Source organism: Microbacterium sp. CH12i, assembly GCF_000685355.1.
In the GTDB taxonomy this organism is placed as follows: domain Bacteria; phylum Actinomycetota; class Actinomycetes; order Actinomycetales; family Microbacteriaceae; genus Microbacterium.
In genome coordinates, this window is the sequence record NZ_JHET01000007.1 from 320100 (window position 1) to 345421 (window position 25322).

A 25322-nucleotide genomic window follows, 5' to 3' on the forward strand; every position below is an offset into this window, starting at 1 on the left:
TCGTAGCGATCGCTCACTCGGCGGCGGCGTCGCCCTCAGCATTCGCGGGTGCATCATCACCGGTGCTGTCATCCGCAGTCTCGGCGTCGGGCAGATCCTCGAAGAGCCCGGCCGGCGGCGTGACAGTTACTCGACCGGCTGCGACATCCACCGACGGCACGATCGCCTCGACGAACGGAACCATGATCTCGTGCTCGCCTGTCTTGACGATCAGCAGGTCTTGCGCGGGCATGTGCTCGACCCGGACGACCTGGCCGACGATTTGCTCGTCGCGGTAGACATCGAGCCCGACAAGTTGGTGGTCATACCAGGCGTTGTCTTCTGGCTCGTCAGTATCCTGGTCGATCCAGAGGATCGCGCGGACGAGACCCTCGGCGCCTTCACGGTCCTCGACATCGTCGAAGAACACAACCGGATGGCCGTTCATTACTCGGTACTCGCGCACTTTGGCAGATTTACCGTGCCACTCAGATGCCTCTGGCACCTGCAACGTGAACTCGGCTCCTGTGACGAATCGTCGCTCTGGATTGTCGGTGTACAGCTCTAGCTTGAGCCCGCCTTTGAGACCATGGGCCTTGACAAGGCGCCCGACCCGTAGCTGGTTCTTACCCTGGTTACGGTCTTTCAACACCACGTCAGTCGTCCGCGACGTCGACGCGAACACGACGCCCGTCCGCGAGAGCGGTGATGAGCGTACGCAGAGCTTTTGCGGTGCGGCCACCGCGCCCGATCACACGCCCCCCGGTCGTCGGGGTGCACGCGCACCTCGAGCAGGTCGCCTCGCGGCGACGTGGAAGCGGAGATCTGGACATCCTCAGGGTGATCAACGATCCCCTTGACGATGTGTTCGAGCGCGGCGGCAAGCACAGCGATTATTCTGCGTCGGCGGCGGGAGCCTCAGCGGCCTCCGCGTCGGCAGCGGCGGGAGCCTCCTCTGCAGGAGCCTCCTTCTTCTCAGCCTTCGGCTTCACGACGGACTTCTTAGCCGCGTCGATCTCGAACGGAGCCTTCGGCTCGCGCACCTGAACGGTCGACTTGGCGTCGGGGTCGCCCTTGAACTTGCCCCAGTCGCCCGTGAGCTTCAGAAGGGCAGCAACCTGCTCGCTCGGCTGCGCTCCGACGGAGAGCCAGTACTGTGCGCGCTCGGAGTCAACCTCGATGAACGAAGGCTGCTCGGTGGGGTGGTACTTGCCGATCTCTTCGATGACACGGCCATCGCGCTTGGTGCGCGAGTCAGCAACGACGATGCGGTAGTACGGCGCACGGATCTTGCCCATGCGCTTGAGACGGATCTTAACAGCCACGATTCTCCTGAATTGTGTGGAAAGTAAACGAACTGATCGCCTGGAGAGTGGGGTGCACAACCCGGCGGAAGCTCAAATGGGTGGACGCGATCCGGATAGAGGGTCGAGAACGTCGTCCGACCTTCTATTCTGCCAGATTCCGGGGCCAGTCGCGAAACGAGACCGGAAGCATGCCCCCGTGTCGCGAAGTCTGCATGTCAGACTATGCACGTGACTCAAGAATTTGCCGACTCGCCTCGCTCGACTGTGGGGTTGGAGTGGGAGATCATGCTCGCTGATCCGGAGACCGGTGATCTCGTGGGACGGGCACCCGAGCTGTTGGATGCACTGGAGGATGAGAGTGCTCCGGAGCGCCATACCGTCACGGGTGAACTACTCACCAACACGATTGAAGTTACCAGCGGAGTAGGTGAGTCCGTCGCGCACGCCATTGGCGACATCAGCAACGCGATCACTGCGGTGCGCGCTGCCACCGATCCCGCCGGCGTCGAGTTGCTCTCCGCCGGCAGCCACCCATTCGCACAGTGGTTTGATCAGCAGGTCACTGATAAGTCGCGCTACCACAACCTCATCGAGCGCACCCAGTGGTGGGGGCGCAACATGATGATCTGGGGCATCCACGTGCACGTCGGCGTCGAGGATCGCGACAAAGTCTTCCCGATCATCAACGCACTTACCGCGTATCTTCCGCATCTGCAGTCGCTCTCGGCATCGAGCCCATTCTGGGCCGGTGAGCGCACCGGATACGCGTCGAACCGTGCGCTCGTCTTCCAGCAACTCCCCACCGCAGGACTCCCCTGGCCGCTGCACTCCTGGGCCGATTTCGAGGGTTACCTCGAAGACATGGTCCACACCGGTGTGATGGCAGACGCATCCGAGGTGCGGTGGGACATCCGTCCCGCGCCGCGATGGGGCACTATTGAGGTGCGCGCGTGTGATGGCCTTTCCACGCTCACAGAGCTCGCCACGGTCGGAGCCTTCGTCCAGGTACTCGTCGAGCATTTCTCCCGCCTGCTCGACGAGGGTGAAACGCTGCCGACGATGCCGGCATGGTTTCACCGCGAGAACAAGTGGCGCGCTGCCCGCTATGGTCTTGAGGCGCGCGTGATTGTCGATGCCGACGGCACTCAGCGGCTCTTGCGCGAGCATCTTGCCGAGATTGTTGCCACGCTGACGCCGGTGGCGAAGGATCTCGGCTGCGCGACCGAGTTCGCGGGCGTCATGACGATTCTCGATAGCGGCGCAAGCTACGAGCGTCAGCTCGCAATCGCGGATGCCTCGTCCGGAGACTTGCACGCGGTTGTGCACCACCTCATCCACGAGTTCCGCTCGGGACCCGTGGCTCCGGTGGTCTGAGCGGTTAGTCCTCTTCGACCCAGTCGAACGTGCGGGTCACGGCTTTCCGCCAGCGCGCCAGGCGCTTCTCACGCTCAGCGTCATCGATCTGCGGTTCCCACCGCTCGTCTTCACTCCACATAGAGCGAAGCTCGTCCACGTCTTTCCAGACACCGACGGCAAGACCGGCCGCGTATGCCGCGCCGAGAGCTGTCGTTTCGATAACGGCTGGGCGGATGACGGGAATGCCCAGCACATCCGCCTGAAACTGCATGAGTGTCGTGTTGCCGACCATTCCACCGTCGACCCGCAGCTCCTTGAGTGCATCGCCGGTTTTGGCATCAGTGTCAGCGATGACGGCATCCAGAACTTCACGAGTTTGAAAGGCAACGGCCTCCAGCGCCGCACGAGCGATGTGCCCCTTGTTCGCGAAGCGCGTCAGGCCGAGAATCGCGCCACGCGCGTCCGGGCGCAGTAGGGCGCGACAAACCAGAAAACGCGGGCACGATGTAGACGCCGCCGTTGTCCGGCACGCTCAGCGCGAGTTCTTCCACCTCAGATGATTCCGAGATCAGGCCCAGGTTGTCGCGCAGCCATTGCACGAGTGAGCCCGTGACGGCGATCGACCCCTCGAGTGCATAGCGAGGGGCGTCATCGCCGAGCCGATAGGCGACCGTCGTGATCAGTCCGTTCTTGCTCTCAACGATGTCTTCCCCCGTGTTCACGAGGAGAAAGTTTCCGGTGCCGTAAGTGTTCTTCGACTCGCCGCGGTCGAAGGCCGCCTGTCCGAATGTGGCTGCCTGCTGGTCTCCGAGGATCGATGCGATCGGAATGCCGTCGAGCGCAGTGCCAACAGTGGTGCCATAGGTCTCTGAGGAAGAACGAATCGCGGGAAGCATCGCGCGCGGCACTCCAAACGCTTCGAGCAGCGTGTCATCCCAATCGAGCGTGCGCAGATCCATCAGCAGGGTGCGGCTCGCGTTCGTCACGTCTGTGGCGTGCACTCCACCCTCGGGTCCCCCGGTCAGGTTCCAGAGCACCCAGGTGTCCGGCGTGCCGAACAGCAGCTCGCCGTCTTCCGCGCGCTTCCTCGCGCCGTCGACGTTGTCGAGCACCCAGGCGATCTTGGATGCCGAGAAATAGGTGGCGAGCGGAAGGCCTGTCGCATCGGCAAAGCGACGCACGCCACCGTCAGCTGCGAGCTTGTCGATCAGCGGCTGGGTGCGGGTGTCCTGCCAGACGAGGGCGTTGTGGATAGGCTCACCGGTCGCGCGATCCCAGACGATGGCCGTCTCACGTTGATTGGTGATGCCGATCGCCGCGACGTCAGAGGCATCGATGCCGGCCGTCTCGACAGCCTCGTCGATAACCGCCTGGGTGTTCGTCCAGATTTCCGCCGCATCATGCTCAACCCAGCCCGCCTGAGGGAAGATCTGCGCGTGCTCCCGTTGACCGGTGGCGACGACCTTGCCCTTCGCGTCGAAGACGATGGCGCGTGTGCTCGTGGTGCCCTGATCGATGGCGACGATGTGCATAAGTGTTCTCTCCAGCCGATGACGGCGTTGTCTGCTTTGCACGACAGCCTAGAAGACGACGGAGGCCCGGTTTGCCCTGCCTGCACGAACGTGCAGGCGCCGCGGCGTCTCAGGCGTCGACGAGTTGCTCGGCGAGATGTTCGTCCAGCACAAGATCGGTGATGAGACGAGTGGCGATTGCTCCGCGCAAACTTGGGAGCTTTTGAACGCCAGAGACGACGCAGATACGGCGAGATGCCCTGCCCAGCACTCCGAAGGCAGGACCGGTCGCCCGATTGTTCAGTTCAATGTCCTTCCAGCTGCCGTCTTGCCGGTAGAAGACAGTCGCGATGTCACCGACGATCTTCTCGTCACGCAGGCTCCGGTAGTCACTGCGCTCGAGATAGCCACCGATGTACACCCGGCTCGGCACCTCAGCGAAGGGCGAGCCGAGACCGAAGAGGATGACGTCGGCACGCGCCTGCAGATCCAGCACCCGACGCGTGCTGCGCTCGCGCCACATCGCCTCTTTCGTCACAGGATCGTCAAAGAAGGCCGGCACCGGAAACTGCTGGATGCTGGCGCCAAACGACTGACCGAAGCGGTGCAGGATCTCACTCGCGTAGTCCACCCCGCTCGTGAACGTATTTCCCGCGCCGTTGAGCTGCACGACGGTCGAGTTGTGTGTTTCTTTCTTGGGCAGATGCCTGCTGATGGCATCCAAAGTCGATCCCCATGCGATACCGAGCGTCATATTCGAGTCGAAGAAGAGCGGTAGCAGGCGCGCGGCGCTCATGGCGACCCGCTCGAAGCGCTCGACATCCGAGAGTCCCTGAGGCGTCGGCACGACGTGCGCGGCGATACCGAAACGCGCACGGATCGCCTCTTCGAGACGCAACTCCTGGCCCTGTGGCGGGTGAATCTGAATCTCTACGAGGCCGGTGTCGCGTGCGTGGCTGAGCAGACGCGACACCGAGGAGCGCGAGGTGGCCAGTTCGCGAGCGATGGCATCCATCGTCATGTCCTGCATGTAGTACATCTGCGCCGCGCGCAACGCCGCGGCGGCTCTCGGGTCGCCTAGCGACGAATCGCTCATCTTTCCCCCTCTGCACGTTCGTTCACGTTGGTTGCGCGATTGTGCTGACCGGCCCAGACTATATCAAGAGCAACCAAGGAGAAACGATGAGCGCTACCAACATCACCCCCATCGAGCGAGAGAGTGTCCGAGCTGCTCGAGAGAGCGCACGAACCAGCGTCGTGATCATTGGCGCCGGGATCAACGGTATCTCCGCATTCCGAGATCTCGCCATGCAGGGCATCGATGTGCTGCTCATCGAGCGCGACGACTTCGCCTCCGGTGCAACAGCAGCATCAAGCCACATGATTCATGGCGGCATCCGTTATCTCGAGAACGGCGAGTTCCGGCTCGTCAAGGAGTCGGTGCAGGAGCGCAATGGCCTGCTGAAGATCGCGCCGCACTATGTGAAGCCCCTTGAGACAACCATCCCGATCTACTCGACGTTCTCCGGTATCTTCGCCGCTCCCCTACGTTTTCTTACGCACAAGCAGGGCAAACCGCAGGAGCGCGGCGCGTTCCTGATCAAGATCGGATTGACGCTCTACGACACATTCTCCCGCGATGGCGGCAATGTGCCGCGACACCGCTTCCACGGTCGCAAGAAGTCGCTTCAGCAGCTGCCGAAACTTGACCACGACATCAAGTACACCGCCACGTACTACGACGCTTCCGTTCATGACCCAGAGCGCCTCGCTCTCGACGTGCTGCGCGATGGCGATGCTGCTCACTCGGGTGCACATGCGCTCAACTACGTCGAGGCCATCGGTCTCGACGATGAAGGCGTTTTGTTGCGTGATCGCGAGACCGGTAACGAGTTCCATGTTGCCGCTGACGTCGTCGTGAACGCATCCGGCCCGTGGACCGACCTCACAAACGAGGCGCTCGGCACTGATACCGCATTCATGGGCGGCACCAAGGCTCGCACATCGTCCTCGACCACCCCGAGCTCCTTGATGCGACGGCCGGCCGTGAGATCTTCTTCGAGCACTCCGATGGCCGTATCGTCCTGATCTACCCGCTCAAGGGCCGGGTGCTGGTTGGCACGACCGATCTCGAAGCTGATCCGCGCGAGCCTGCTCGGTGCACCGAGGAAGAAGTGCAGTACTTCTTCGACCTGATCCGGCACGTCTTCCCCACGATTGAGGTCGACCGTTCTCAGATCGTCTACCGCTACTCCGGCATCCGTCCGCTCCCGCACCACGATGAGACAGCCCCCGGGTTCGTGTCGCGCGACTACCGCATCGAGCGCCGAAAGGATGCCGGCCTGCCCGCTGTCTTCAGCCTCGTCGGCGGCAAGTGGACGACGTTCCGTGCACTCGGTGAGACCCTTGCCGATCAGGTGCTCGCTGAGCTTGGTCGACAGCGCCTCGTGAGCACCGTTGGCGTGCGCATCGGCGGTGGCAACGCATACCCGCGCACCGCACGTCGGAGGATCGAATGGCTGCGAGAGAACGTCGGCGACACTCAGCGCGGCCGCGTGCTCTTCACCCGGTACGGCACACGTGCAGCTGACGTTGCGGCGTTCCTCGCAGAGGCGGATGACGCGGCCGTCGTCGGGGACGCGCTCTCGACGCGTGAACTGCTGTGGATGGTCGAGAACGAATTCGTCCGCCACGTCAGCGACGTCGTCTTCCGTCGCACTGACCTGGCTTTCACCGGGGATGCCGACGCCGCCGCCATCACCGCGATCGCTGAGGCTCTCGCACCTGTGCTGGGCTGGAATGCTGAGCGGATCTCAGCAGAGATTGATGGCGCACTCACGGTGCTCGCCGAGGCCCACGGTGTCGATTCAGATGAATCGAAGTCACACGCAGCAGGGTGATCTGAGCCACCCGCGCACGTTTGTGCAGATTCCACCTTTCTCCACCCTCGGGCCGTTAACGGTGCCATACGCTCGGGCCGGGGTCCACGTCTTGGATTCCCAGGGTTTCCTCAGGGTCACCCCCAACCACCTTCATAAAGGAGTGAACGGATGAAGATCGGACTTCTTCGCCGGAATGCGTTCTGGCTCGCGTTGTCGCTTGTCCTCTGCCTCGTCTCGGCAGTCGGGGCATCTATCGTGCAGACGGCTGCGGGGACCGTGACGGTAAAGGATCTCCAGTGGGAGACATCCTCTGGCCGCACCTTGAATGCACTGCTGTTCGTACCGGACAGCGCCACCGCTGATAACCCAGCGCCAGCGGTCGTGGTCAGCCACGGTTGGTGGAACAACCGCGAGATGCAGGACGCGAACTACGTCGAACTCACTCGTCGTGGTTTCGTTGTTCTCTCCATCGACATGTACGGCCACGGCAACTCGGATCCCCTGCCCGCGGACGAGCTCGAGGTTGGCGGCACGGGACTCTACGACGGCGTCAAACTGATCGCTGACCTTCCCTACGTCGATACATCGCGAATCGGAGTCAGCGGCCACTCGAACGGAGCGCGCGCCGCGAACTTCTCGATCGTTATTGACAACGAGGCTGACAAGCCGCTGATCGCCGCCGTCTTCCTCGTCGACAACGAGGCGATGTACACCGATGCGGATGGCGCCTACGCCAACCTCTACGGAACACGCGACGTCGGTCTTGTTGCAGACCAGTACGACGAGTTCTTCTTCCGCAGTTACGACGCGGAGGGCAACGTGCTCACCCCCCCGCGGGAGTTCGCCACCACCCCGAACGCACAGTCCTTCCTGAAATTTGGCACCGACCCTGCTGACGGCGAAACCCGCGATGTCGACACGGTCTACACGGAGTCAATCGACGGTGAAGACGCCATCCGTATTCTGCACACGCCAGCACAGACGCACCCCTGGGGGACGATCTCGAAGTACACGGTGGCTGATCAGGTGGAGTTCTTCGACACCACACTCGGCGCTCCGAATTCCTTCGAAGCCACCTCGCAGGTTTGGCAGATCAAGGAATTCTTCACGGCACTCGGCCTGATCGGCTTTGGCATATTCCTCGTCGCCTTCACCCGTGCACTTCTGTTCACCCGCGCATTCGCCGGGCTTCGAACAACCGGTCTCGCGGCGGCGCAACCGGTTGGACGTCGCGGACAGGCGTGGTTCTGGGGCGGACTCATCGTCTCGACAGTGATCTCCGCGTGGTCGTACGTGTGGCTCAGCCAGCAGCCGTGGCTCAATGGGATCGTCTTCAATGCCGTCCCAAATATCGTGCCAACCGGTTCCGTGTACTTCATCGCCGTGTGGGCTGCAATCAACGGTGTAGCCGCAATCATCATCATGGCGCTCTCGTACTACCTATTCGGAAAGAAGAACGGGGTTCGACTTCGCGAGATGGGGATCTTCCCCGGTTGGATGAAGCTCTTGCAGAGTGCGGGGCTTGCGCTCGTCGTCACGATCGCCGCATTTGGTCTGGTGTTCGTCGCAGACTATTTCTTCAAAACCGACTTCCGGCTCTGGGTCATCGCGTTGAAGTGGTTCCCTCAGGACAAGATTTGGTACGCATTCTTCGTTCTGCCATTGTTCCTCGTGTACTTCGTGGCGAACTCGATCGCGCTCAACGTATTCAACCGTTTCACGCTCGGCGGCAAGGAATGGCTCAACACTGCTGCGCTCGCACTGTTCAACGCGCTAGGTCCGATCGTGCTCGTTATCGCACAATATGTGACGTTCGCCTCGTCTGGTCACTTGATACCCGGTTTCGCCGGTATCGCGAGCATTTGGTTGTTCCCCGTCGTTGTGATCCTCGCAGTGACGGCGATCATCTCGCGCAAAATCTACCGAGAAACGAACAACCCGTACATCGCGGGCTTCATCAACGCGGCGGTCGTCGCGATGATGGCGGTGTCTAACTCACTCGTCATCACATACTGATCCACGCAACGAAGGATGCCCCGAACCTCACGGTTCGGGGCATCCTTCGTGTTTGGGCTCAGCCCTTGCCGAAAAGCTTCTGAATCTCGGCGAGGTCTGCCTCAGTAGGTGCCTTCTGACCGCCGAGCCCGAACCCTGACCCGGTCGGTGCTTCAGTCGGAAGTCCGGCATTCTCCGCAGCGCGCTTGGCCGGGTTGCCGGATCGAGAGACGCTGCTGCTCTTGCCCTTCTTGCCGCGCTTCGAAGAGGCGCCGGGGCGTCCCATACCGGGCATCGACCCCATCCCTGGGATGTTCGGAGTGCCGCCACGGGCGACGGTCTTCATCATCTTCGCTGCCTGATCGAACCGCTGCACAAGCTGGTTGACGTCGGTGACGGTCATGCCGGAGCCCTTAGCAATACGCGCACGACGTGAGCCGTTGAGCACCTTGGGGTTCTGTCGCTCCCCCGGCGTCATCGAACGGATGATCGCCTCGGTGCGATCGATCTCCTTCTCATCGAAGTCTTCGAGCTGCTGCTTCATCTGGCCCATACCCGGGAGCATCCCGAGCATCTTCTTCATCGAGCCCATCTTCTTCATCTGCTGAAGCTGGCCGAGGAAGTCCTCAAGCGTGAACTGATCGGTCGCAAACTTTTCGGCGACCTTCATCGCCTCTTCTTCATCGAAGGCCTGCTGGGCCTGCTCGATGAGTGTGAGGATGTCGCCAAGGTCGAGGATGCGGCTCGCCATGCGGTCGGGGTAGAACGGTTCGAGATCGTCAAGGCCTTCACCTGTGGAGGCGTAGATGATCGGACGGCCGGTGATCGATGCGACCGAAAGCGCCGCCCCACCACGCGCGTCGCCGTCGAGCTTGGAGAGCACGACACCCGTGAAGTCGACGCCTTCCTGGAAGGCCTTCGCTGTGCTGACGGCATCCTGGCCGATCATCGCGTCGATGACGAACAGTACTTCATCCGGGTTGACGGCCTTGCGAATGTCGGCTGCCTGCTTCATGAGCTCAGCGTCAACGCCGAGGCGTCCGGCGGTGTCAATGATGACGACGTCGTGCTGCTGACGGCGGGCGTACTCGACGCCATCGCGCGAGACCTTGACGGGGTCGCCGACGCCGTTCCCGGGCTCGGGTGCGTAGATGGTGGCACCGGCCTGCTCGGCGACGACCTGCAGCTGGTTCACCGCGTTCGGGCGCTGGAGGTCAGCTGCGACGAGGAGCGGAGTGTGGCCGTCCTTCTCGAGCTGCTTTGCGAGCTTTCCGGCGAAGGTGGTCTTACCCGATCCCTGCAGGCCGGCGAGCATGATCACGGTCGGCGGTGTCTTGGCGAATTCCAGTCGACGCTGCTCGCCGCCGAGGATGCTGACGAGCTCCTCGTTGACGATCTGCACGACCTGCTGTGCCGGGTTCAGCGCTTTGCTGACTTCGTCGCCGAGTGCACGTTCGCGCACCTTCGCGGTGAATTCCTTCACGACGACGAGCGCGACGTCAGCATCGAGCAGGGCGCGTCGAATCTCGCGCACGGTGCCGTCGACGTCGGCCGCGGTGAGCTTTCCCTTCGTGCGAAGGTTGCGGAAAGTCTCGGTAAGCCGATCGGAGAGCGTGCCAAAGGTAGCCATGGTGCTCTCGATTCTACGCGAGCGGATGCGGATGCCGCGGCAGTCGCGTCAGCCGCGCCACGGCAGGTCATGGATAGCGACGACTGCTTCTTGGAACAGCGCCTCTGGGGTGCCATGTCCGGCGCCTCGCTCCGCCCACACGCGTAGCGAGGACAGCACCGCCGCGGCATACGCGGCACCGAGGATTTCGGCACGGATCGCACCGATCGAGCTGCGCCGCGCAGCATCCGCAATCCCGGCAGCGAGGCGCGCGTGACGAAGACCAGTGTCGCGTTCCAGCTCCATCTCCAGCCCCATCGCCGTCGCGTTTCGCAGGGCGAGAGCAAGTGGATCGGGGGCGAAATCACAAACGACGGCGTCCAGGATTGCGCGTACGCCCGAGCCTCCGACCACTATGTCAAGAGCTGCGAGCTGTTCCAACGCCTTGTCGATCCTGGCATCTAGGCCCGACCACAGCACGTCGCTCTTGGATGCGAAGTAGTTGAAGAAGCTGGAGCGGCTTACGCCCGCCCGCTGAGTGATGTCAGCGATCGACGTCGCGTCGTAACCCTGCTCGAGGAACAGCTCGCACGCCGCCTCAGCGAGCGTCTCTCGCGAGGAAGCGCGGGGGCGTCCTGCGCGAGGTTCAGTCTTCATCTGTTCACCGTACCGCGCGTGCATTCCAATCGCGTCAATACGTTGTTAGACTCAATCCAACAATGGCGAAAGGCGATCATGCTGGACATACTCACCCCGGGCCTCGCACCGACCTATGTTCCCTACCTCGACGGATGGGAGTTACAACGCAGCATCCACGCCGAGGTAGTCGCAGGCACTCGGCCCGACACGCTCATCCTTCTCGAGCATGAAGCGGTGTACACGGCAGGCAAGCGAACCGAACCACAGGAGCGCCCGCAAGACGGCACGCCAGTCGTTGACGTCGACCGGGGCGGCAAGATCACCTGGCACGGGCCGGGCCAACTCGTCGGCTATCCGATCGTGCGGCTGCCGGAGCCGATGGATGTCGTCGCCCATGTGCGCCGCCTGGAGCGAATCCTGATCGACATTCTGCGCCCGCTCGGCGTAGACGGCTATCAGGTCGAGGGCCGGAGCGGGGTCTGGGTGCGCCGCCCACTCTCCGAAGACAAGCTCGCCGCGATCGGCGTCCGCGTGCAGCGCGGCGTCACGATGCATGGCTTCGCGATCAACTGCGACAACTCGCTGGCAGGCTTCCGAGGAATCATCCCGTGCGGGATCTTGGATGCTGGCGTGACGACGGTAAGCGAAGTGGTCGGAGCCGACGTCTCCCCCGCAGACATCCTCGACGCCGTGACCGAAGCATTCGTGGCGGAGTACTCGGCGCCTTTCGACAACTCGGCGCCTTTGGCTAGGGAGGTTGCCGCATGAGCGCTCCCGACGGTCGCAAGCTGCTGCGTCTCGAGGTCCGCAACGCCGAGACCCCCATCGAACGCAAACCGGAATGGATCAAGACCAAAGCGAAGATGGGGCCGGAATACACCGCCCTGCACTCCCTCGTGAAAGAGGAAGGCCTGCACACCGTCTGCCAGGAGGCCGGCTGCCCCAATATCTTCGAGTGCTGGGAGGACCGCGAGGCGACCTTCCTCATCGGCGGCTCCCAGTGCACCCGTCGCTGCGACTTCTGCCAGATCGATACCGGCAAGCCTGCCGACTACGACACTGACGAGCCGCGCCGCGTCGCCGAGAGCGTGACACGCATGGGCCTGCGCTACGCAACGGTGACCAGCGTCGCCCGTGATGATCTGGCTGACACGGGTGCGTGGCTGAACGCCGAGACTGTGCGGCAGATCCACGCACAGAACCCGAACACCGGGGTCGAGCTGCTCGCGAACGATCACAGCGGAGACCCTGCGTACCTCGGGCAGATCTTTGACGCGCGCCCTGAGGTGTTCGCACACAATGTCGAAACGGTGCCGCGCATCTTCAAGCGCATCCGTCCTGCCTTCCGTTACGAGCGGTCGCTCGACGTGCTGACGCAGGCCCACAACGCCGGTCTCATCACCAAGTCGAACCTCATCCTCGGCATGGGCGAAGAGCCTTCCGAAGTCATTGAGGCTCTGCAAGACCTCCACGATGCCGGATGCGACATCATCACGATCACGCAGTATCTGCGTCCGACGCCGCGGCATCTGCCCGTCGCGCGCTGGGTGAAGCCAGCCGAGTTCGTGGACTTCAAAGAGGAAGCTGAGCAGATCGGATTCCTCGGTGTGCTCGCTGGTCCGCTGGTGCGCTCGTCGTACCGCGCCGGACGCCTCTGGGCGCAGTCCATGATCTCGAAGGGGCGCGAGATCCCCGAGCATCTGGCGCACATCGCCGAATCCGCAGACCTCGGGTTCGCCCAAGCGGTCTAAGCACTCGATACCTCTCGGTGCGCCCCCTACACTGGTCGGCATCGAGAGGAGCATCGTGGACAGCGACGACCGGATGCCGACAGCGTCCGTTTTCGCGTCTGTCGATGTCGACGCGGATGATGCGCGGCAGTGGATCGCCGACAGGCTCCATGGACAGGCCGAGCGTGACGATCCGGTAGCTCTGAGCGTCGAGCAGCGCGGCGATCTCGCACTTCTCCTGAGTGGGACGTGGTGGGAGGCGATCTTCGAGCAGGAAGCCGGCGACGGCGAGGATCCGCGCGACATGCTCAAGCGAGCGCTTCCCGCCGTCGTACGAGCGGCCAGCTGGCTTCCCTCAGGTGGGCTGGTCCTCGCGCTCTATCTGCGCAACCTCGTCAACAGTGCATGGGCGCTGACGTGGGACCATGAGATCCTCGCAGCAGCGATCCGAATCTCCTGCGCCGAAGCCGCGAAGACACGTCAGAATCGGGACGATTGTCTATCGCGGCTGGGTTGGCGGCTTCTCGAGTTCCTATTGCTCGAGTTTCGTGTCGAGACCGCGCTGCTGTCTGGACGCCTGGACACGGTGACGCGCGCCGCAGACGATGCCGTTCACGCCGCGACCGATATTGTCGAGGCTCTCATCAGCCTCGACAATGAGCCGGACGACGCCCATGCCGCACGAGGACGCACCGTGCTCGTGCGCGAGGCGACAAACGAACTCGTCTACTACCGCACCGTCCGCGACGGCGCACGGCTTGCCCAACGGATGTTCGAAGGGCGGGTGCCGGATGCCGAGGCCGAACTGGCACGCCTGCACGCGGACATTTCTCGCACGCCGTTCAACCCGGTCGATGGAAGTGAGCTCCGCGGCCACTTGACCGCGATTGGAGCTGTCTGCGCCGCGCGGGACCGAGACCGTGTACATATCGACGAGGGCCGCGTGCGGTTCGTCTTCCCCTTCGGAGTCCACAGCCGCCACCACAAGACCCACCAGAACATCACAGAATCCCTGCTCCAGGCTGTGGAAGGACGCCGCGCGCGTAGGGAGACATTGGGCGGGATCTCAATCGCTAACGTGCGAAGACGCCTTGATCTCAGCGACGTTTGGCAGGGCACCGACAACTTCGGACGCGGGTACCGTGGCGCGACGGTCGAACTCGCGGATATTCATGTCGAGCATCCGCACCTCGACCTCGCAGCGCAGATCGTGCGCACGCGAATCCAGCTCTCGCACCTCGGTAACAACGCAATCATCTTTGAGATCGACCTGGCCGATACGCCCGCGCATCGCGTTGCAGAGACCATTCATCTCGCCACTCCAGCCTTCGGTGACCTGCATGAGATATCTGACCTGCTCCGGATGCATTGTGCCGGCAAAACACTGTCCGGCATCCCTCAGGTCGTTGAGGCAATTCTCGATGACATTCGCGGAGCCACGGCGGATGCGGCATTCGCTGCGCGCGAAGGTTCGTTCGGGGTGATCACGACCGTACTGGCCGCGTCCCGCATCGGATCTGACACACGCACACCGCTCACTTCAGCGGACGAGTTGCTGGATCTCTGGGGCAACCAGCCGCTCATTCACCCGCTGCCCAGTGGAGCGGCGAGCATCGCAGACTGGACGATGTACGACGTAGACGCAATCAGCACCTGGTCGTTGCTGCATCTGAACAACGAGGTCCTCGCATCTAATAGCAACGTCTCGCTGTTGGCGAGCCTGGGCTCGCCTGACTTCGCGGTGCAGGATATCGAGAGCTTCCTTCAGTTCGCACACAGCATGCACGGCATGTACCAGGGATGGCAGGACACAATCCGCTACTACGCGGAGGAGATTGCACAACTCCTCCGCGACGCGGAAATTCTTCTCTCCCGATCGGATCTCACCGCCGAGGCTGCCGAGACCAGAACAGGCGCGATCAACGAGCTGAACGAGCTGGTCGGCCGCGTCGAGCGCACCGAGCTATCCCTTCAGTCGTTCGTGCAGTCGAACGAGGCGATCATGCTCTTCATCGAATCGCCGACGATCGTGACCTCTCCACCGCTGCGCGTTGATCTGGACACCGTGCTCACGTCGAACGGGTACGCCAGACTGCGCGACGGATTCACCCGCGCGGTGCGGGATGTCTTGGGCACACGCCTCCAGCCGCTCCTCGAGGTCGTGCATCGCCGAATGGCGCAGACCTTCGCCGCAGAACAAGAGGTTCGTGCCCGTGAGCAGCGCGAGTACGAGGTTGAGTTAGAGCGAAAGCGCGATGACCGAGAGCGACGCAACGCCCGCTTCCTCGAGCTCCTCGGTGCCGTGTTCACTGTCGTGGGTCTGGCCGGGCTCGCTTCTGTCCTTCAGGCGGGCCACCCGGAATGGGGTGCCGGCGAAGCATGGGTGCTTTTCGCTGCAGTGCTGGGCCTCGCATGTCTGACCGGCATCCTTCTCGCAACCGTCACGCGCAGCAATCGCTCCGAGGGTCGCCGAAAATGGCGCAAACGAGATCGGCCCGAATGACTGCCGCAGAAGACGCGCCAGTCCCCGTCGTCGATCCCACGATCGATCCGGCACTGCTGCGCCGAGTGCACGCTGAGGTGCTCGAACCGAACTTCCCTGCGACCGAGCTGACGGCTCTCGACGAATTCGTCTCCGCAGCACTCGATGGGAAGCTGGACGTCCTCGTCGCACACGCAGGTCACACTCCCCACGGCGCCATCAGCGGTGCCATCGTGGGTGAGAGATTCGGGCCAGCGCTCCTTATCGCATGGCTCGCGGTGACCCCCCAACAGCGCAGCTGCGGCATTGGTTCCGCGCTTTTGGCCGCCGGATCGGCACGCTGGATATCTCTGCCTGGGGTGGAGTTGGTGCTCGCCGAAATCGAGCGCCCAGATGTGCACCGCACCCACGAGCAGTTCGGGGATCCGCAGCGACGACTTGAGTTCTACACGCGGGCCGGCGCGGGAGCTCTCGTCGTCCCGTATTACCAGCCGCCGATCGGCGCGGGGATGCCACGGGTGCGCGGACTGCTCCTCACCGTCATCGCGGCGGCGGCGCCCACTCCGATTCCACGCACGCTCACCGTGGGAGAGACCGCAGTTGTCCGCGACTTGATCGAGGCAACTATGGGGTCAGCGGCCATGGCAGACGAGGAGACCGCAGCAGTATTCGCCGCCATCGAAGATCCAGCCGGGCTTCGGCTCATACCGCTCGCTGACTACGGCGACATCCCCTATGAGGCAGTCAGTCCGCACTCATGACGGACTGCACAGTGCCGTCGGATGCCAGATTAACCAGCAGCACCTCGTCGGCATCTTCTGAGTCGAGTGCGTACTCCAGCACAGCGAAGGGCTCGGAGCCACCGTGCTCGTCGGCGAGGATCGTCATGCTCACCAGGCGCAGAGAGCGGATGATGTCGACTGCGGCGTCACCGCTGACGTCAACGAGCACCTCGTCCAGTTCGTTGCCGTAAGACGCCTGCTGCTGCAGGATGTACTCGGTCACTTCGCTGGTGCGGTCATCCACTTCGGCGAGCATGCCGCGCCGTGCCGTGTCATCCACGTCTTCTAATCCGGAGATAAGCGACGCTGCAATATCAAGCGCGTCCTGTGATACGTCGTCTTGATCAGGTGCGGTGAGGTCAACCGTCACCATCTGATCGCCGAGGTCTACCGTCTCAGACCAGAAAATCGATCCGTCCGGCCCCGACGAGAGAAGCCCGAAGTAGTCGTGTTCGATCGCCATAACGCTATGAAACCAGTCCAATCACTGCCCGACAAGGGATGCGACGAAGACGTGCGGTGTAAATCCGGTGAGGTCGTCGATTCCCTCGCCTTGACCAAGAAGTTTTACGGGGATGCCGGTGCGCTCCTGAACGGCGAGAACGAAGCCGCCCTTCGCTGAACCGTCGAGCTTGGTGAGCACGAGTCCGGTGACCCCGGCGTGCTCGAGAAACGCCTCCGCCTGCATGACGCCGTTCTGGCCGGTGGTCGCATCCAGCACGAGCAGCACCTCGCTGATCGGGGCCTTCTTCTCGATCACACGACGGATTTTCGACAGCTCGTCCATCAGCCCACCCTTGGTGTGCAGGCGACCCGCGGTGTCGATGATCGCGATCTCGATGCCTTCGCGCTGTGCGAACTCCACCGTCTGGAATGCGACGGATGCCGGATCCTGCCCTTCCTGCTGGGGGCGAACAATCGCTGCTCCCCCGCGCTGGGCCCAGGTTGCGAGCTGATCAACAGCGGCCGCGCGGAATGTGTCCGCAGCACCGACAACAACGCTGCGCTGGTAGCCGCGCAGGAACTTGGTGAACTTGCCGATCGTCGTGGTCTTACCGACACCGTTGACGCCGACGACCAAGACGACGGCCGGGCGCTCGGTGAGCTTGAGCGTCGTGTCGAACTTCGCAAAGTGCTCTTCGAGCGTTTCGCGCAGCATCCGGTGCAAGTCCTGGGGATCAGTGGTGCGGAACCGGTCGACCTTCTCGCGAAGCTCTTCGACGATGCGCTCAGAGATGTCGGGACCGAAGTCGGCTGTGATCAGCGCTGTCTCCAGGTCTTCCCACGTCGTCTCATCGATCGTGGGCTTGACGAACATGCCGCGCAGTGCGCGACCGAGGGACCAAGACTTCTCCGCCATGTCTCCAGCCTACGGCCCGCTAGCTCCCAAGACGCCGGATGCTGGGTCGACCCCGCGGGAAAACCCGGACCAAGTGGCGTGCCGTCGGCGTGTTCGGGCGCGACACACCGGGGCGCGAACGAATGGTCCTGGTTTTCCGGTATTGGGCGGCGAACCAGGCGGATGCTGTGGCTCAGGCGGATGCCGCGGCGCGGTCGCCGACCCGCTGTCCTACGACGGCGGAGACGCGTCTTGGCGCATTGAGACGCCGTACAGTGCGTCGGCGATCTCCATCGTGCGCTTCTGGTGGGTGATGATCAGCAGCTGTGAGCTCTCACGCAGCTGTTCGAACACTGTCAGCAGACGGCCGAGGTTCGCGTCATCGAGGGCAGCCTCCACCTCGTCGAGAATGTAGAACGGGCTGGGGCGCGCCTTGAAGATTGCGACCAGCAGTGCCACCGCTGCAAGCGACCGCTCGCCGCCCGACAACAGCGAAAGCCGCTCGATCTTCTTACCAACCGGCCGAACCGACACTTCGATTCCGGTGGTGAGCATGTTGTCCGGATCGGTGAGCGAGATACTGCCTAAGCCGCCGGGGAACAGCAGCGGGAAGACTTCGCCGAACGCCTGCCTCGTGTCTTCGAAGGCGCTCGAGAAGATCGTCTGCATGCGCTCGTCAAGGTCGCCGATGATCGTCAACAGATCCTGTCGGGTCTGCGTCAGGTCAGCGAGTTGCTCAGTGAGGAACGCATGCCGCTGTTCGAGTGCGGCGAACTCCTCCAGGGCCAGCGGGTTCACCCGTCCGAGCTGAACGAGCTTGCGGGACGCCTCAGCAAGGCGACGTTCCTGCACCCGTCGGTCGTAGGCAACAGCGGTGGCATCAATTCCATCGACTGCCTCGGGGTCGGCATCAGCGAGCGGGTCTCGCGGCACTGCCTGATCCGGCCCATATTCCGCAACGAGAATATCTTCGTCGAGTGCGAGCTCCGAAGCTACGCGCTCCAGCAGACTCGTCAGGTGGAGCTTCTTCTCGTGGATCTGCAGTTCGAGCCCGTGCACGCTCTCGGTGAGGCCAGACAGCCGCTCACGCAGCGAGGTTTCCTGCGCGCGGAGCGCGGTCAGTTCTTCATTCTGCGCGGACCGGGCGTTCTCCGCTTCGCTGAGGCCGACCCGCGCCTCAGTGACTGACCGATCGAGCGAATCGAGAATGCGCGGAAGCTCAGCCGCCACACCAGTCGCTGCTTCTCGCTGCGCCCGCCGAATAACAGCACGTCGTGCAGACTCCACAGCGGCATCCCGCTCCTGCTCTCGCTGACGTTCAAGACTGGCAACCCGCGCCTGCGCCGAACGTACCCGCTCACGAAGAGTCTCGATCTCGAGCCGAGCACGCACCTCGCTCTCGCGGGCAATTTCCAGAGTCTCCAGAAGACCGTCGCGAGCCGAGGCATCGAGCACCGGACGAGGCGTCGCCTCTGCGGTTTCGAGTTTCGTCTTTGCCGCAATTGCCGAAGCCTCAGCATCCGCCACTGCAGCCTGAGCCTGAGCCAGGCCCGTTTCGAGGCGCTCACACTCGGCCACAGCCGACTCATGCCGCACAGTAACCCGGTTGAGCTGTTCAGCATGCGTCGCGAGCGCCGCATCGTGTTCACGCAACGATCGAAGAGCGTCTTTCGCGTCACGACGGGTTACTTCGACCCGCTCCGATGCCTCCTCGCGCGCTTCACGCAGCGAGTCCACGATCACACCTACCTCGGTCAGACGCTCGGCGGCGGCATCCCGCTCTGCGGTGAGCTCCAGCCGTGAGCGCTCTCCACCCGAACCGGTGCGAAGCGTCTGCGCGGTGACAACATCACCACCCGTCGTGACGATGGTGACGGCAGTGTCGCCGAGCGCGTCGAGTGCTGCCCGTGCCCTGCGCGCCGCATCGAGATCATCCGCGATGAGTACGTGCGACAGCACGCCCAAGATTCCGTCCGGAGCGGTGACTACAGACGTCGCCGGAGTAACACCCGGGACCTCTGGAAGCGTCACGGCGGGTCGCAGAGCGTCCGCCAAAACGAAGTCGACGATCCCCCGCTGCTGCTCTACCGATTGTGTTGCCAGCGCGAACGCAGCATCGGCATCATCAACGAGCACACCTTCGGCAAGTGAGCCCAGCACGGCTGAGATGGCGGCCTCGAATCCTGCCTTGACCTGCACGGCGTCGCCAACGAGGCCGCGCACTCCTGCAGCACCGGACTTCACAACTTCGGCAGCACCACCCGAGAGCGACAGCGCACTGCTAAGGGCTGCGGCTTTCGCGGTCAGTGCCCCTGCTTCACGCTCAGCCTCGTGCAGGCGCTCGCGTAATGCTTCCCGCTCTGCCTCCGCAGCGGTGGCCTCGCGTTGAGCCGTCTCGTAGGCGGCGGCGTGCTCGGCCGCGCTGCCCTCAGGCGCCTCGGCATCATCGATCTGTTCCAGCGCATCGGCAGCTTCTCGGCGCCGCTCGTTGGCAGCCTCGAGAGCGTTCTCCTGGCGGAGTACAGCGCCGCGCACGGCGGCGAGAGCGGATGCTGCGGCTTCAGCTGTTCCTCGCAAAGCGCTCAGGCGCATGTCGTGCTCAGACACGAGCGCGCTCTGCTCGGCGATGTCCACGTCGAGCGTGTCGAGTTCGGCGCGCGCGTTCACAACCTCGCGACTAGCCGATGCGGCGGCATCCTGCGCATCGCCGAGCCCGGCAGAGATATCGGTGATCTCATCCTTGGCCTCATCGATCGTCGCCTGTGTCACGGTCACCGCGGTGACAGCGGCATCATCTTCCTCGGAACCGAGAAGAGCGAGACGCTGGTTCGCGAGGGTGAACAGCGACCGCATCCGCTCTTGTGCTTGTTCAAGCCCGAAAGTCACGCGACGCGCCTCGTCAACGGCTGCCGAGTTCTGATCGGCTTCGAGCTTCGCGATGCCGGCACGCACCGTGTCTGACTGGTCGGTGAGCACGAGCCGCTCGGTGTGGCGTTCCTGCTCGGTACGCGTGTGGTCAGCGAGGGCAGTGCGGAGGACAACCACGTCGTCAGCGAAGATCCGCGCTTTCGCATCACGGACGACCGCGGCAATGGTCTGCGCTTCGCGGGCGATCTCAGCCTGGCGTCCGAGCGGCTTGAGCTGTCGGCGAATCTCACCGGCAAGGTCGCTGAGGCGCGTGAGGTTGGCCTCCATCGCGTCGAGTTTGCGGAGCGTCTTCTCTTTGCGGCGGCGGTGCTTGAGGATGCCGGCTGCCTCTTCGATGAAGCCGCGACGTTCTTCAGGTGATGCCTGCAAGACGGTATCGAGTCGCCCTTGGCCGACGATGACGTGCATCTCGCGGCCGAGACCCGAGTCGCTCAGCAGCTCTTGAACGTCGAGAAGTCGGCAGCTTGAGCCGTTGATCGCGTAATCGCTGGATCCGTTGCGGAACAGCGTGCGGCTAATCGTGACCTCGGCGAACTCGATCGGCAGAGCACCGTCACTGTTGTCGATCGTGAGTTGCACTTCGGCGCGACCGAGCGGACCGCGGGTCGATGTTCCCGCGAAGATGACATCTTCCATCTTGCCGCCGCGAAGAGTCTTCGCACCCTGCTCGCCCATCACCCAGGCGAGTGCGTCGACGACGTTCGACTTGCCTGATCCGTTTGGTCCGACGATGCAGGTCACGCCAGGTTCGAAGACAAAACTCGTGGGTTGCGCGAACGACTTGAAGCCCTTGAGCGTCAGGCTCTTCAGATGCATGCGGGCACCACTCGTCCGGGGAGAATCACGCCCACACGCTATCGGAATCACGCGCAATTCACGGCATCCCGCGCGGTGGATGCGCCGATCACTGACCATCGCGACACGCCGCAGATAGACGAAATCCTTGACGCACGCTGTCTTGACGCACTAACTTTGCAAACCGGATCGCTCACGAAAGGAGGACGCTCATGATTACCGCAAAGCACATCGAATCGGCCACTGGCTTCGATACGACGCGCACTGCAGTTGAGATGTCTTCTGTCTTCGGCATCCGACTCAGCGCTCTGTCGTAGAACCACAGCCCGAGATTTTTTGGCCCGTAGTGGCCACCCTCCGCCGGTTCTCCCCGCTGTCCGCATCGGTCGATATCTTCTTCGACCCTCTGCATCCCACGGCGATGTCTCCATTCCGAGACCTCTCGCCCGCGCCCCGATCATCCCGGACTCTGCGCGCAATCCCTTTCAGACTGACCAGAAACGAGCACTCTCGTGAGTACCCCCACGCTGCTTCGCAGCACTGCCCACCCGCCATGTCCTGAGGAACAGGAAGTCCTCGAAATCACGGTTCCGACCGACCGAAAGACGCTCGCATTCACGGAGCGGATGTCGCTGCGCCTCGGCCTCTGGCTGCTACTTCGGGCCCAGCACCCAAGGCGCACGCCGCCGCCAATGACCCACGAGGAAATGGTTCGGCTTTTCGAAGCCCGCCACACCAGCGAGCGTGAGGCCATGGCCATGCTCACCTTCGACATGCAGCGCTACCTGCGCTGAGGTTGGGAGAACTTCACATGAAGGAAGAGACGACGATCACAGAGATGGTGATCCCCCGCACGCTGGACGCATCGGATGCCAGCGAGTTCACGACGATGGTCGACCTTGGCAACATGCAGGCCGCGCTGGATGCCGGAATCGATGACCTCGCTGAACCCCCCGACGCGTTGCTGCCATCCTGGCTCGATCGCACCGACCGCACCCATCGCGGCTACGTCGCTCGGCGTTCTGGCGAGATCGTCGGCATCGCGTCGTTCGCTATGGCGAATCAAGCAGGCACAGTGACCGCCGAGACGGAAATCACCGTGCTCCCCGCAAACTGGGGCGCAGGTGTCGAGCAGGCCCTCATGGACCGGGTCGAACAAGAGGCGCGGGCACAGGGAGCGCGCACGCTGCAGACTTGGACCTTGCACCGGGCCGCGTCGTCCGATCGAATGCTGATTCCCGCGACGGGTTGGGGTTCAGTGCCGATGACCGCGCTGAGCGAGCTGCTGCTATCGAATGGTTTCACTATGGAGCAGGTGGAACGCAACAGCGTCCTTCCTTTGGGCGACTCGCTCGCCCTCGCCGAGCGGATGCTGGCAGACGCGTCCGTATTCGCCGGTGAGGAGTATCGCCCCGTGAGTTGGACGTTGCCGACACCCGAGCACTTCCAGGACGGCTACGCGACGTGATCGCGCGGATGGCCACCGACGTCCCCAGCGGCGACTTGAAATTCGAAGAGGAGCTGTGGGATGCAGCGCGAATCGTGCGCCGGGATCAGCACTTCGCAGATGGCCGGCAGCTCGTGTCCGTCGCGGCCGTTGAGCACGTGCCGTCTGGCCGCATGGTCGCGTTCAACGAGCTGGTCATCGGCGCAGACCGCACGGGCGTGACACATCAGTTCGGCACACTCGTAGTGAAGGAGCATCGAGGCAAGCGGCTCGGCACGATCGTGAAGTGCGCGAACCTGCTGCGCTGGCGGGAACTTGCCCCCGATTCGCCGAAGATCTCGACTTTCAACGCCGAAGAAAACCGGCCGATGCTCGACATCAACGAGGCCATCGGCTTCGTTCCGGCATCCTACGCGGCAGGTTGGCAGAAGAAACTGAGGTGAGCATCATCCGCTGGGATGACAGCATGGCACGGATCTGCACCTGCAGAGGGATGATCCGTGCCATGCCAGCGGGGACGCTGGATACATGAACATTCCCGTCATCGAAGCTCAGGCCCTGACCAAAACATACGGCGCCGCCACGGCGCTCGCCGGCGTCTCTCTGACCGTGCAGCGCGGTGAGTCCGTTGCCATCATGGGCGCCTCCGGATCGGGCAAAACGACGCTGCTGCACGCCCTGGCCGGAATCATCGCGCCGGACAGCGGGCGAGTAGTCTTCACTCCGGCAACGGGAGCCGCAGTCGAGGTCACGGCGACGGGCGAGCGCGAGCGTTCCCGCCTGCGTCGCGAGTCGTTTGGATTTGTCTTTCAGCAGGGACTGCTGATTCCCGAGCTCACTGCCCTCGAGAACATCGCACTCGCCATGATGATCAACGGATCGCCACGCAGCTCTGCCCTCCAGCATTCGGCCGGCTGGATGGCGTCGCTCGGGCTGGCTGGCCTCGAAGAGCGCCGCATCGGCGAGCTCTCCGGTGGCCAAGCCCAGCGTGTCGCGATTGCACGCGCACAGGTTACCGGCGCAGAGCTTGTGTTCGCCGATGAGCCGACCGGAGCGCTCGATTCGCACACCTCCGGTGAAGTGATGGATGCGCTGTTGTGGTCGAGCACGGGCCAGGGGCGCACGCTGCTCGTCGTCACGCACGAGGCTGACGTCGCCGCACGCTGCTCTCGCACCGTGCACGTCCGTGACGGTCGCATCCTCGGCGCAGAGGTGTCAGCATGAACGCCCACGTACTCGCACTGCTGATGCGGCCAGCACCCGGCCAGAGCAGCGTGCTGGCACTGCCTGCCATCGCATTCGCACTGGTGACGACACTCGTGCTCACTGTCGTCGGCGGTGCGCAGGCGTTCTGGAGCTGGAGCGACCCCGATGCGGGGATTTATCAGGCGCTTGCCGCAATCGCGCTCGTACTTCTGATCGTGCCGCTGGCCACTCTCGGAGGCGCGGCGGCACGGCTCTCCGCACGCCGGCGTGACGAACGACTATCGACCCTGCGGCTGCTGGGCGTCTCCCCGGCCGGCGTGATCACTGCCACGGTGCTGGAATCGACCGCGGTCGCAGCGACGGGTGCGATTGTAGGGGTCCTCGGCTATCTCGCTATTACCCCCCTGGTCGGACTCATCCCGTTCCGCGGCGAGGCGCTCGGCATCGCATCGGTCGTTCTCGCACCGCTGGGTATCGTCGCCGCGGTAACTGTCGTCGTTCTCCTCGCGGGTATCAGTGCGGCCGTCGGCCTTCGCCGGGTAATTATCTCACCGCTCGGTGTTCGCACACGCGCAGATGTGCCGAAGGTGCATTGGATCCGCGCTGTCGTCGCCGTGCTCGTCGTCGCGTCCGCCTTCGTTATCGTCCAGGTTTTCCCTGGCACCGCCGGGCTCGTTGTGACGATCGTTGTTCTCGCCGGCATCTTCGCGGCGTCGCTCGCGGTGCTGAATCTGATCGGTCCCTGGGCGCTCAAAGTGCACGCGAAGGCTGCGCTCCGCCGCGCTGAGACGCCAAAGCGTCTGCTCGCCGCGCGCTTCGTCCTCGATTCTCCGAAGGCTGCCTGGCGTCAGGTGAGCGGAATTGCGATGGCAAGTTTCATGGCCGTCTTCGCTGGCACCGGGGTGGCGTTGATCGATACGGCGAGCGGCCCAGAGGCGAGTGCGAACGCCGCACTCGCGAGCGACATCCGCACCGGGTTGATCATCACCCTGGTCGCATCATTCCTGATGGTCGCGGTATCGGTTGGAGTGAATCAGTCTTCCGGCGTCCTGGATCATCGGGAGCTACACCGCAGTTTGCACTTCCTCGGGGTTCCCCTCGAAGTCGTCGATGCGGCGCGCACTCGATCGGTGATGGCACCGTTGCTGTTCACCGCAATCACGTCGGCACTGTGCGCTGGCGTTCTCGTGTTCCCTTTGGTCGGCATCGCCATGGTGATCGCGCCGCTGTCGCTCGTCACGATCGTGGCGGTGGTAGCCGTCGGAATTGGGTTGGTGTGGCTGGGCGTGCGCGTCACACGGCCACTGCTGGCCAGCTCCTTCGCCGCGGCGTAGT

18 protein-coding genes and 4 pseudogenes are annotated in these 25322 nt (G+C 63.3%); 12 read left to right on the plus strand and 10 right to left on the minus strand.

What is annotated here, in order from left to right; translation table 11 throughout:
- Positions 1-13 precede the first annotated feature (13 nt).
- From rimM to rpsP, 3 genes and pseudogenes are all read right to left on the minus strand, one after another.
- The gene (gene rimM / locus DC31_RS10010) at positions 14-634 is read right to left on the minus strand and encodes a ribosome maturation factor RimM (protein WP_081813797.1); all 621 of its coding nucleotides are present in this window, start codon (positions 632-634) and stop codon (positions 14-16) included.
- A gap of 1 nt (position 635) precedes the next feature.
- Positions 636-867: pseudogene (locus DC31_RS10015) on the minus strand (RNA-binding protein).
- A gap of 5 nt (positions 868-872) precedes the next feature.
- Positions 873-1304 carry a 30S ribosomal protein S16 gene (gene rpsP / locus DC31_RS10020; RefSeq protein ID WP_036279467.1) on the minus strand — a complete coding sequence of 144 codons (432 nt, stop codon included), beginning with the start codon at positions 1302-1304 and terminating at the stop codon, positions 873-875.
- 210 nt (positions 1305-1514) lie between these two features.
- On the opposite strand from rpsP, the gene DC31_RS10025 reads away from it, so the two are divergent.
- A complete protein-coding gene (locus DC31_RS10025; protein ID WP_036279870.1) occupies positions 1515-2660 on the plus strand; it encodes a glutamate--cysteine ligase in 1146 nt (381 codons plus the stop codon).
- Positions 2661-2664: 4 nt separating this feature from the next.
- Here the strand turns inward: DC31_RS10025 and glpK are convergent.
- A pseudogene (glpK, locus tag DC31_RS10030) lies at positions 2665-4174 on the minus strand (glycerol kinase GlpK).
- A gap of 109 nt (positions 4175-4283) precedes the next feature.
- Positions 4284-5249 carry a sugar-binding transcriptional regulator gene (locus tag DC31_RS10035; protein WP_036279468.1) on the minus strand — a complete coding sequence of 322 codons (966 nt, stop codon included), beginning with the start codon at positions 5247-5249 and terminating at the stop codon, positions 4284-4286.
- An 86-nt stretch (positions 5250-5335) separates the two neighbouring features.
- Between DC31_RS10035 and DC31_RS19940 the strand changes: the two are divergent.
- Both DC31_RS19940 and DC31_RS10045 read left to right on the plus strand, forming a co-directional pair.
- Positions 5336-7053, plus strand: a pseudogene (locus tag DC31_RS19940) (FAD-dependent oxidoreductase).
- Between the two features lie 150 nt (positions 7054-7203).
- Entirely contained in the window at positions 7204-9051 is a 1848-nt protein-coding gene (locus DC31_RS10045) for an alpha/beta hydrolase family protein (protein WP_051606706.1), read from the plus strand.
- 58 nt (positions 9052-9109) lie between these two features.
- Here DC31_RS10045 and ffh read toward each other — a convergent pair whose 3' ends face one another.
- Positions 9110-10660 (minus strand): signal recognition particle protein, encoded by a 1551-nt coding sequence (gene ffh / locus DC31_RS10050; protein WP_036279469.1) that lies wholly within the window; start codon positions 10658-10660, stop codon positions 9110-9112.
- A 48-nt stretch (positions 10661-10708) separates the two neighbouring features.
- Positions 10709-11296, minus strand: a complete 588-nt coding sequence (locus DC31_RS10055; protein WP_036279876.1) for a TetR/AcrR family transcriptional regulator — start codon at positions 11294-11296, stop codon at positions 10709-10711.
- Between the two features lie 78 nt (positions 11297-11374).
- On the opposite strand from DC31_RS10055, the gene lipB reads away from it, so the two are divergent.
- The 4 genes from lipB to DC31_RS10075 are packed head-to-tail and all read left to right on the plus strand — an operon-like array spanning position 11375 to position 16251.
- On the plus strand, positions 11375-12046 hold the full coding sequence (gene lipB / locus DC31_RS10060; RefSeq protein ID WP_036279473.1) for a lipoyl(octanoyl) transferase LipB: 672 nt from the start codon (positions 11375-11377) through the stop codon (positions 12044-12046).
- Complete coding sequence (lipA, locus tag DC31_RS10065; RefSeq protein WP_036279475.1) at positions 12043-13029, plus strand: lipoyl synthase; 987 nt, start codon at positions 12043-12045, stop codon at positions 13027-13029. Before lipB ends, lipA begins: the two co-directional genes overlap by 4 nt.
- A gap of 55 nt (positions 13030-13084) precedes the next feature.
- Positions 13085-15511 (plus strand): hypothetical protein, encoded by a 2427-nt coding sequence (locus DC31_RS10070; protein ID WP_036279477.1) that lies wholly within the window; start codon positions 13085-13087, stop codon positions 15509-15511.
- The gene (locus tag DC31_RS10075) at positions 15508-16251 is read left to right on the plus strand and encodes a GNAT family N-acetyltransferase (protein ID WP_036279480.1); all 744 of its coding nucleotides are present in this window, start codon (positions 15508-15510) and stop codon (positions 16249-16251) included. The genes DC31_RS10070 and DC31_RS10075 overlap by 4 nt, the downstream gene beginning before the upstream one ends.
- On the opposite strand, the gene DC31_RS10080 is transcribed toward DC31_RS10075, so the two are convergent.
- The 3 genes and pseudogenes from DC31_RS10080 to smc form a co-directional block, all read right to left on the minus strand.
- A complete protein-coding gene (locus DC31_RS10080) occupies positions 16235-16735 on the minus strand; it encodes a DUF2004 domain-containing protein (RefSeq protein WP_036279482.1) in 501 nt (166 codons plus the stop codon). The two genes, DC31_RS10075 and DC31_RS10080, sit on opposite strands and share 17 nt — an antisense overlap.
- Before the next feature lie 21 nt (positions 16736-16756).
- Positions 16757-17632, minus strand: a complete 876-nt coding sequence (gene ftsY / locus DC31_RS10085) for a signal recognition particle-docking protein FtsY (protein ID WP_036279484.1) — start codon at positions 17630-17632, stop codon at positions 16757-16759.
- A gap of 172 nt (positions 17633-17804) precedes the next feature.
- Positions 17805-21355 (minus strand): annotated as a pseudogene (gene smc, locus DC31_RS10090) (chromosome segregation protein SMC).
- Positions 21356-21846: 491 nt separating this feature from the next.
- Here smc and DC31_RS10095 point away from each other — a divergent pair.
- The 5 genes from DC31_RS10095 (at position 21847) to DC31_RS10110 (ending at position 25321) form a co-directional block, all read left to right on the plus strand.
- Positions 21847-22128: a hypothetical protein gene (locus DC31_RS10095; protein ID WP_036279488.1), complete on the plus strand. Its 282-nt coding sequence runs from the start codon at positions 21847-21849 to the stop codon at positions 22126-22128.
- 17 nt (positions 22129-22145) lie between these two features.
- Entirely contained in the window at positions 22146-22802 is a 657-nt protein-coding gene (locus tag DC31_RS19435) for a GNAT family N-acetyltransferase (RefSeq protein WP_235201428.1), read from the plus strand.
- Positions 22803-22810: 8 nt separating this feature from the next.
- Positions 22811-23224 carry a hypothetical protein gene (locus tag DC31_RS19440; protein ID WP_235201429.1) on the plus strand — a complete coding sequence of 138 codons (414 nt, stop codon included), beginning with the start codon at positions 22811-22813 and terminating at the stop codon, positions 23222-23224.
- An 85-nt stretch (positions 23225-23309) separates the two neighbouring features.
- The gene (locus DC31_RS10105; protein ID WP_036279491.1) at positions 23310-24005 is read left to right on the plus strand and encodes an ABC transporter ATP-binding protein; all 696 of its coding nucleotides are present in this window, start codon (positions 23310-23312) and stop codon (positions 24003-24005) included.
- Entirely contained in the window at positions 24002-25321 is a 1320-nt protein-coding gene (locus DC31_RS10110) for a hypothetical protein (RefSeq protein ID WP_036279494.1), read from the plus strand. Before DC31_RS10105 ends, DC31_RS10110 begins: the two co-directional genes overlap by 4 nt.
- Position 25322: the final 1 nt, after the last annotated feature.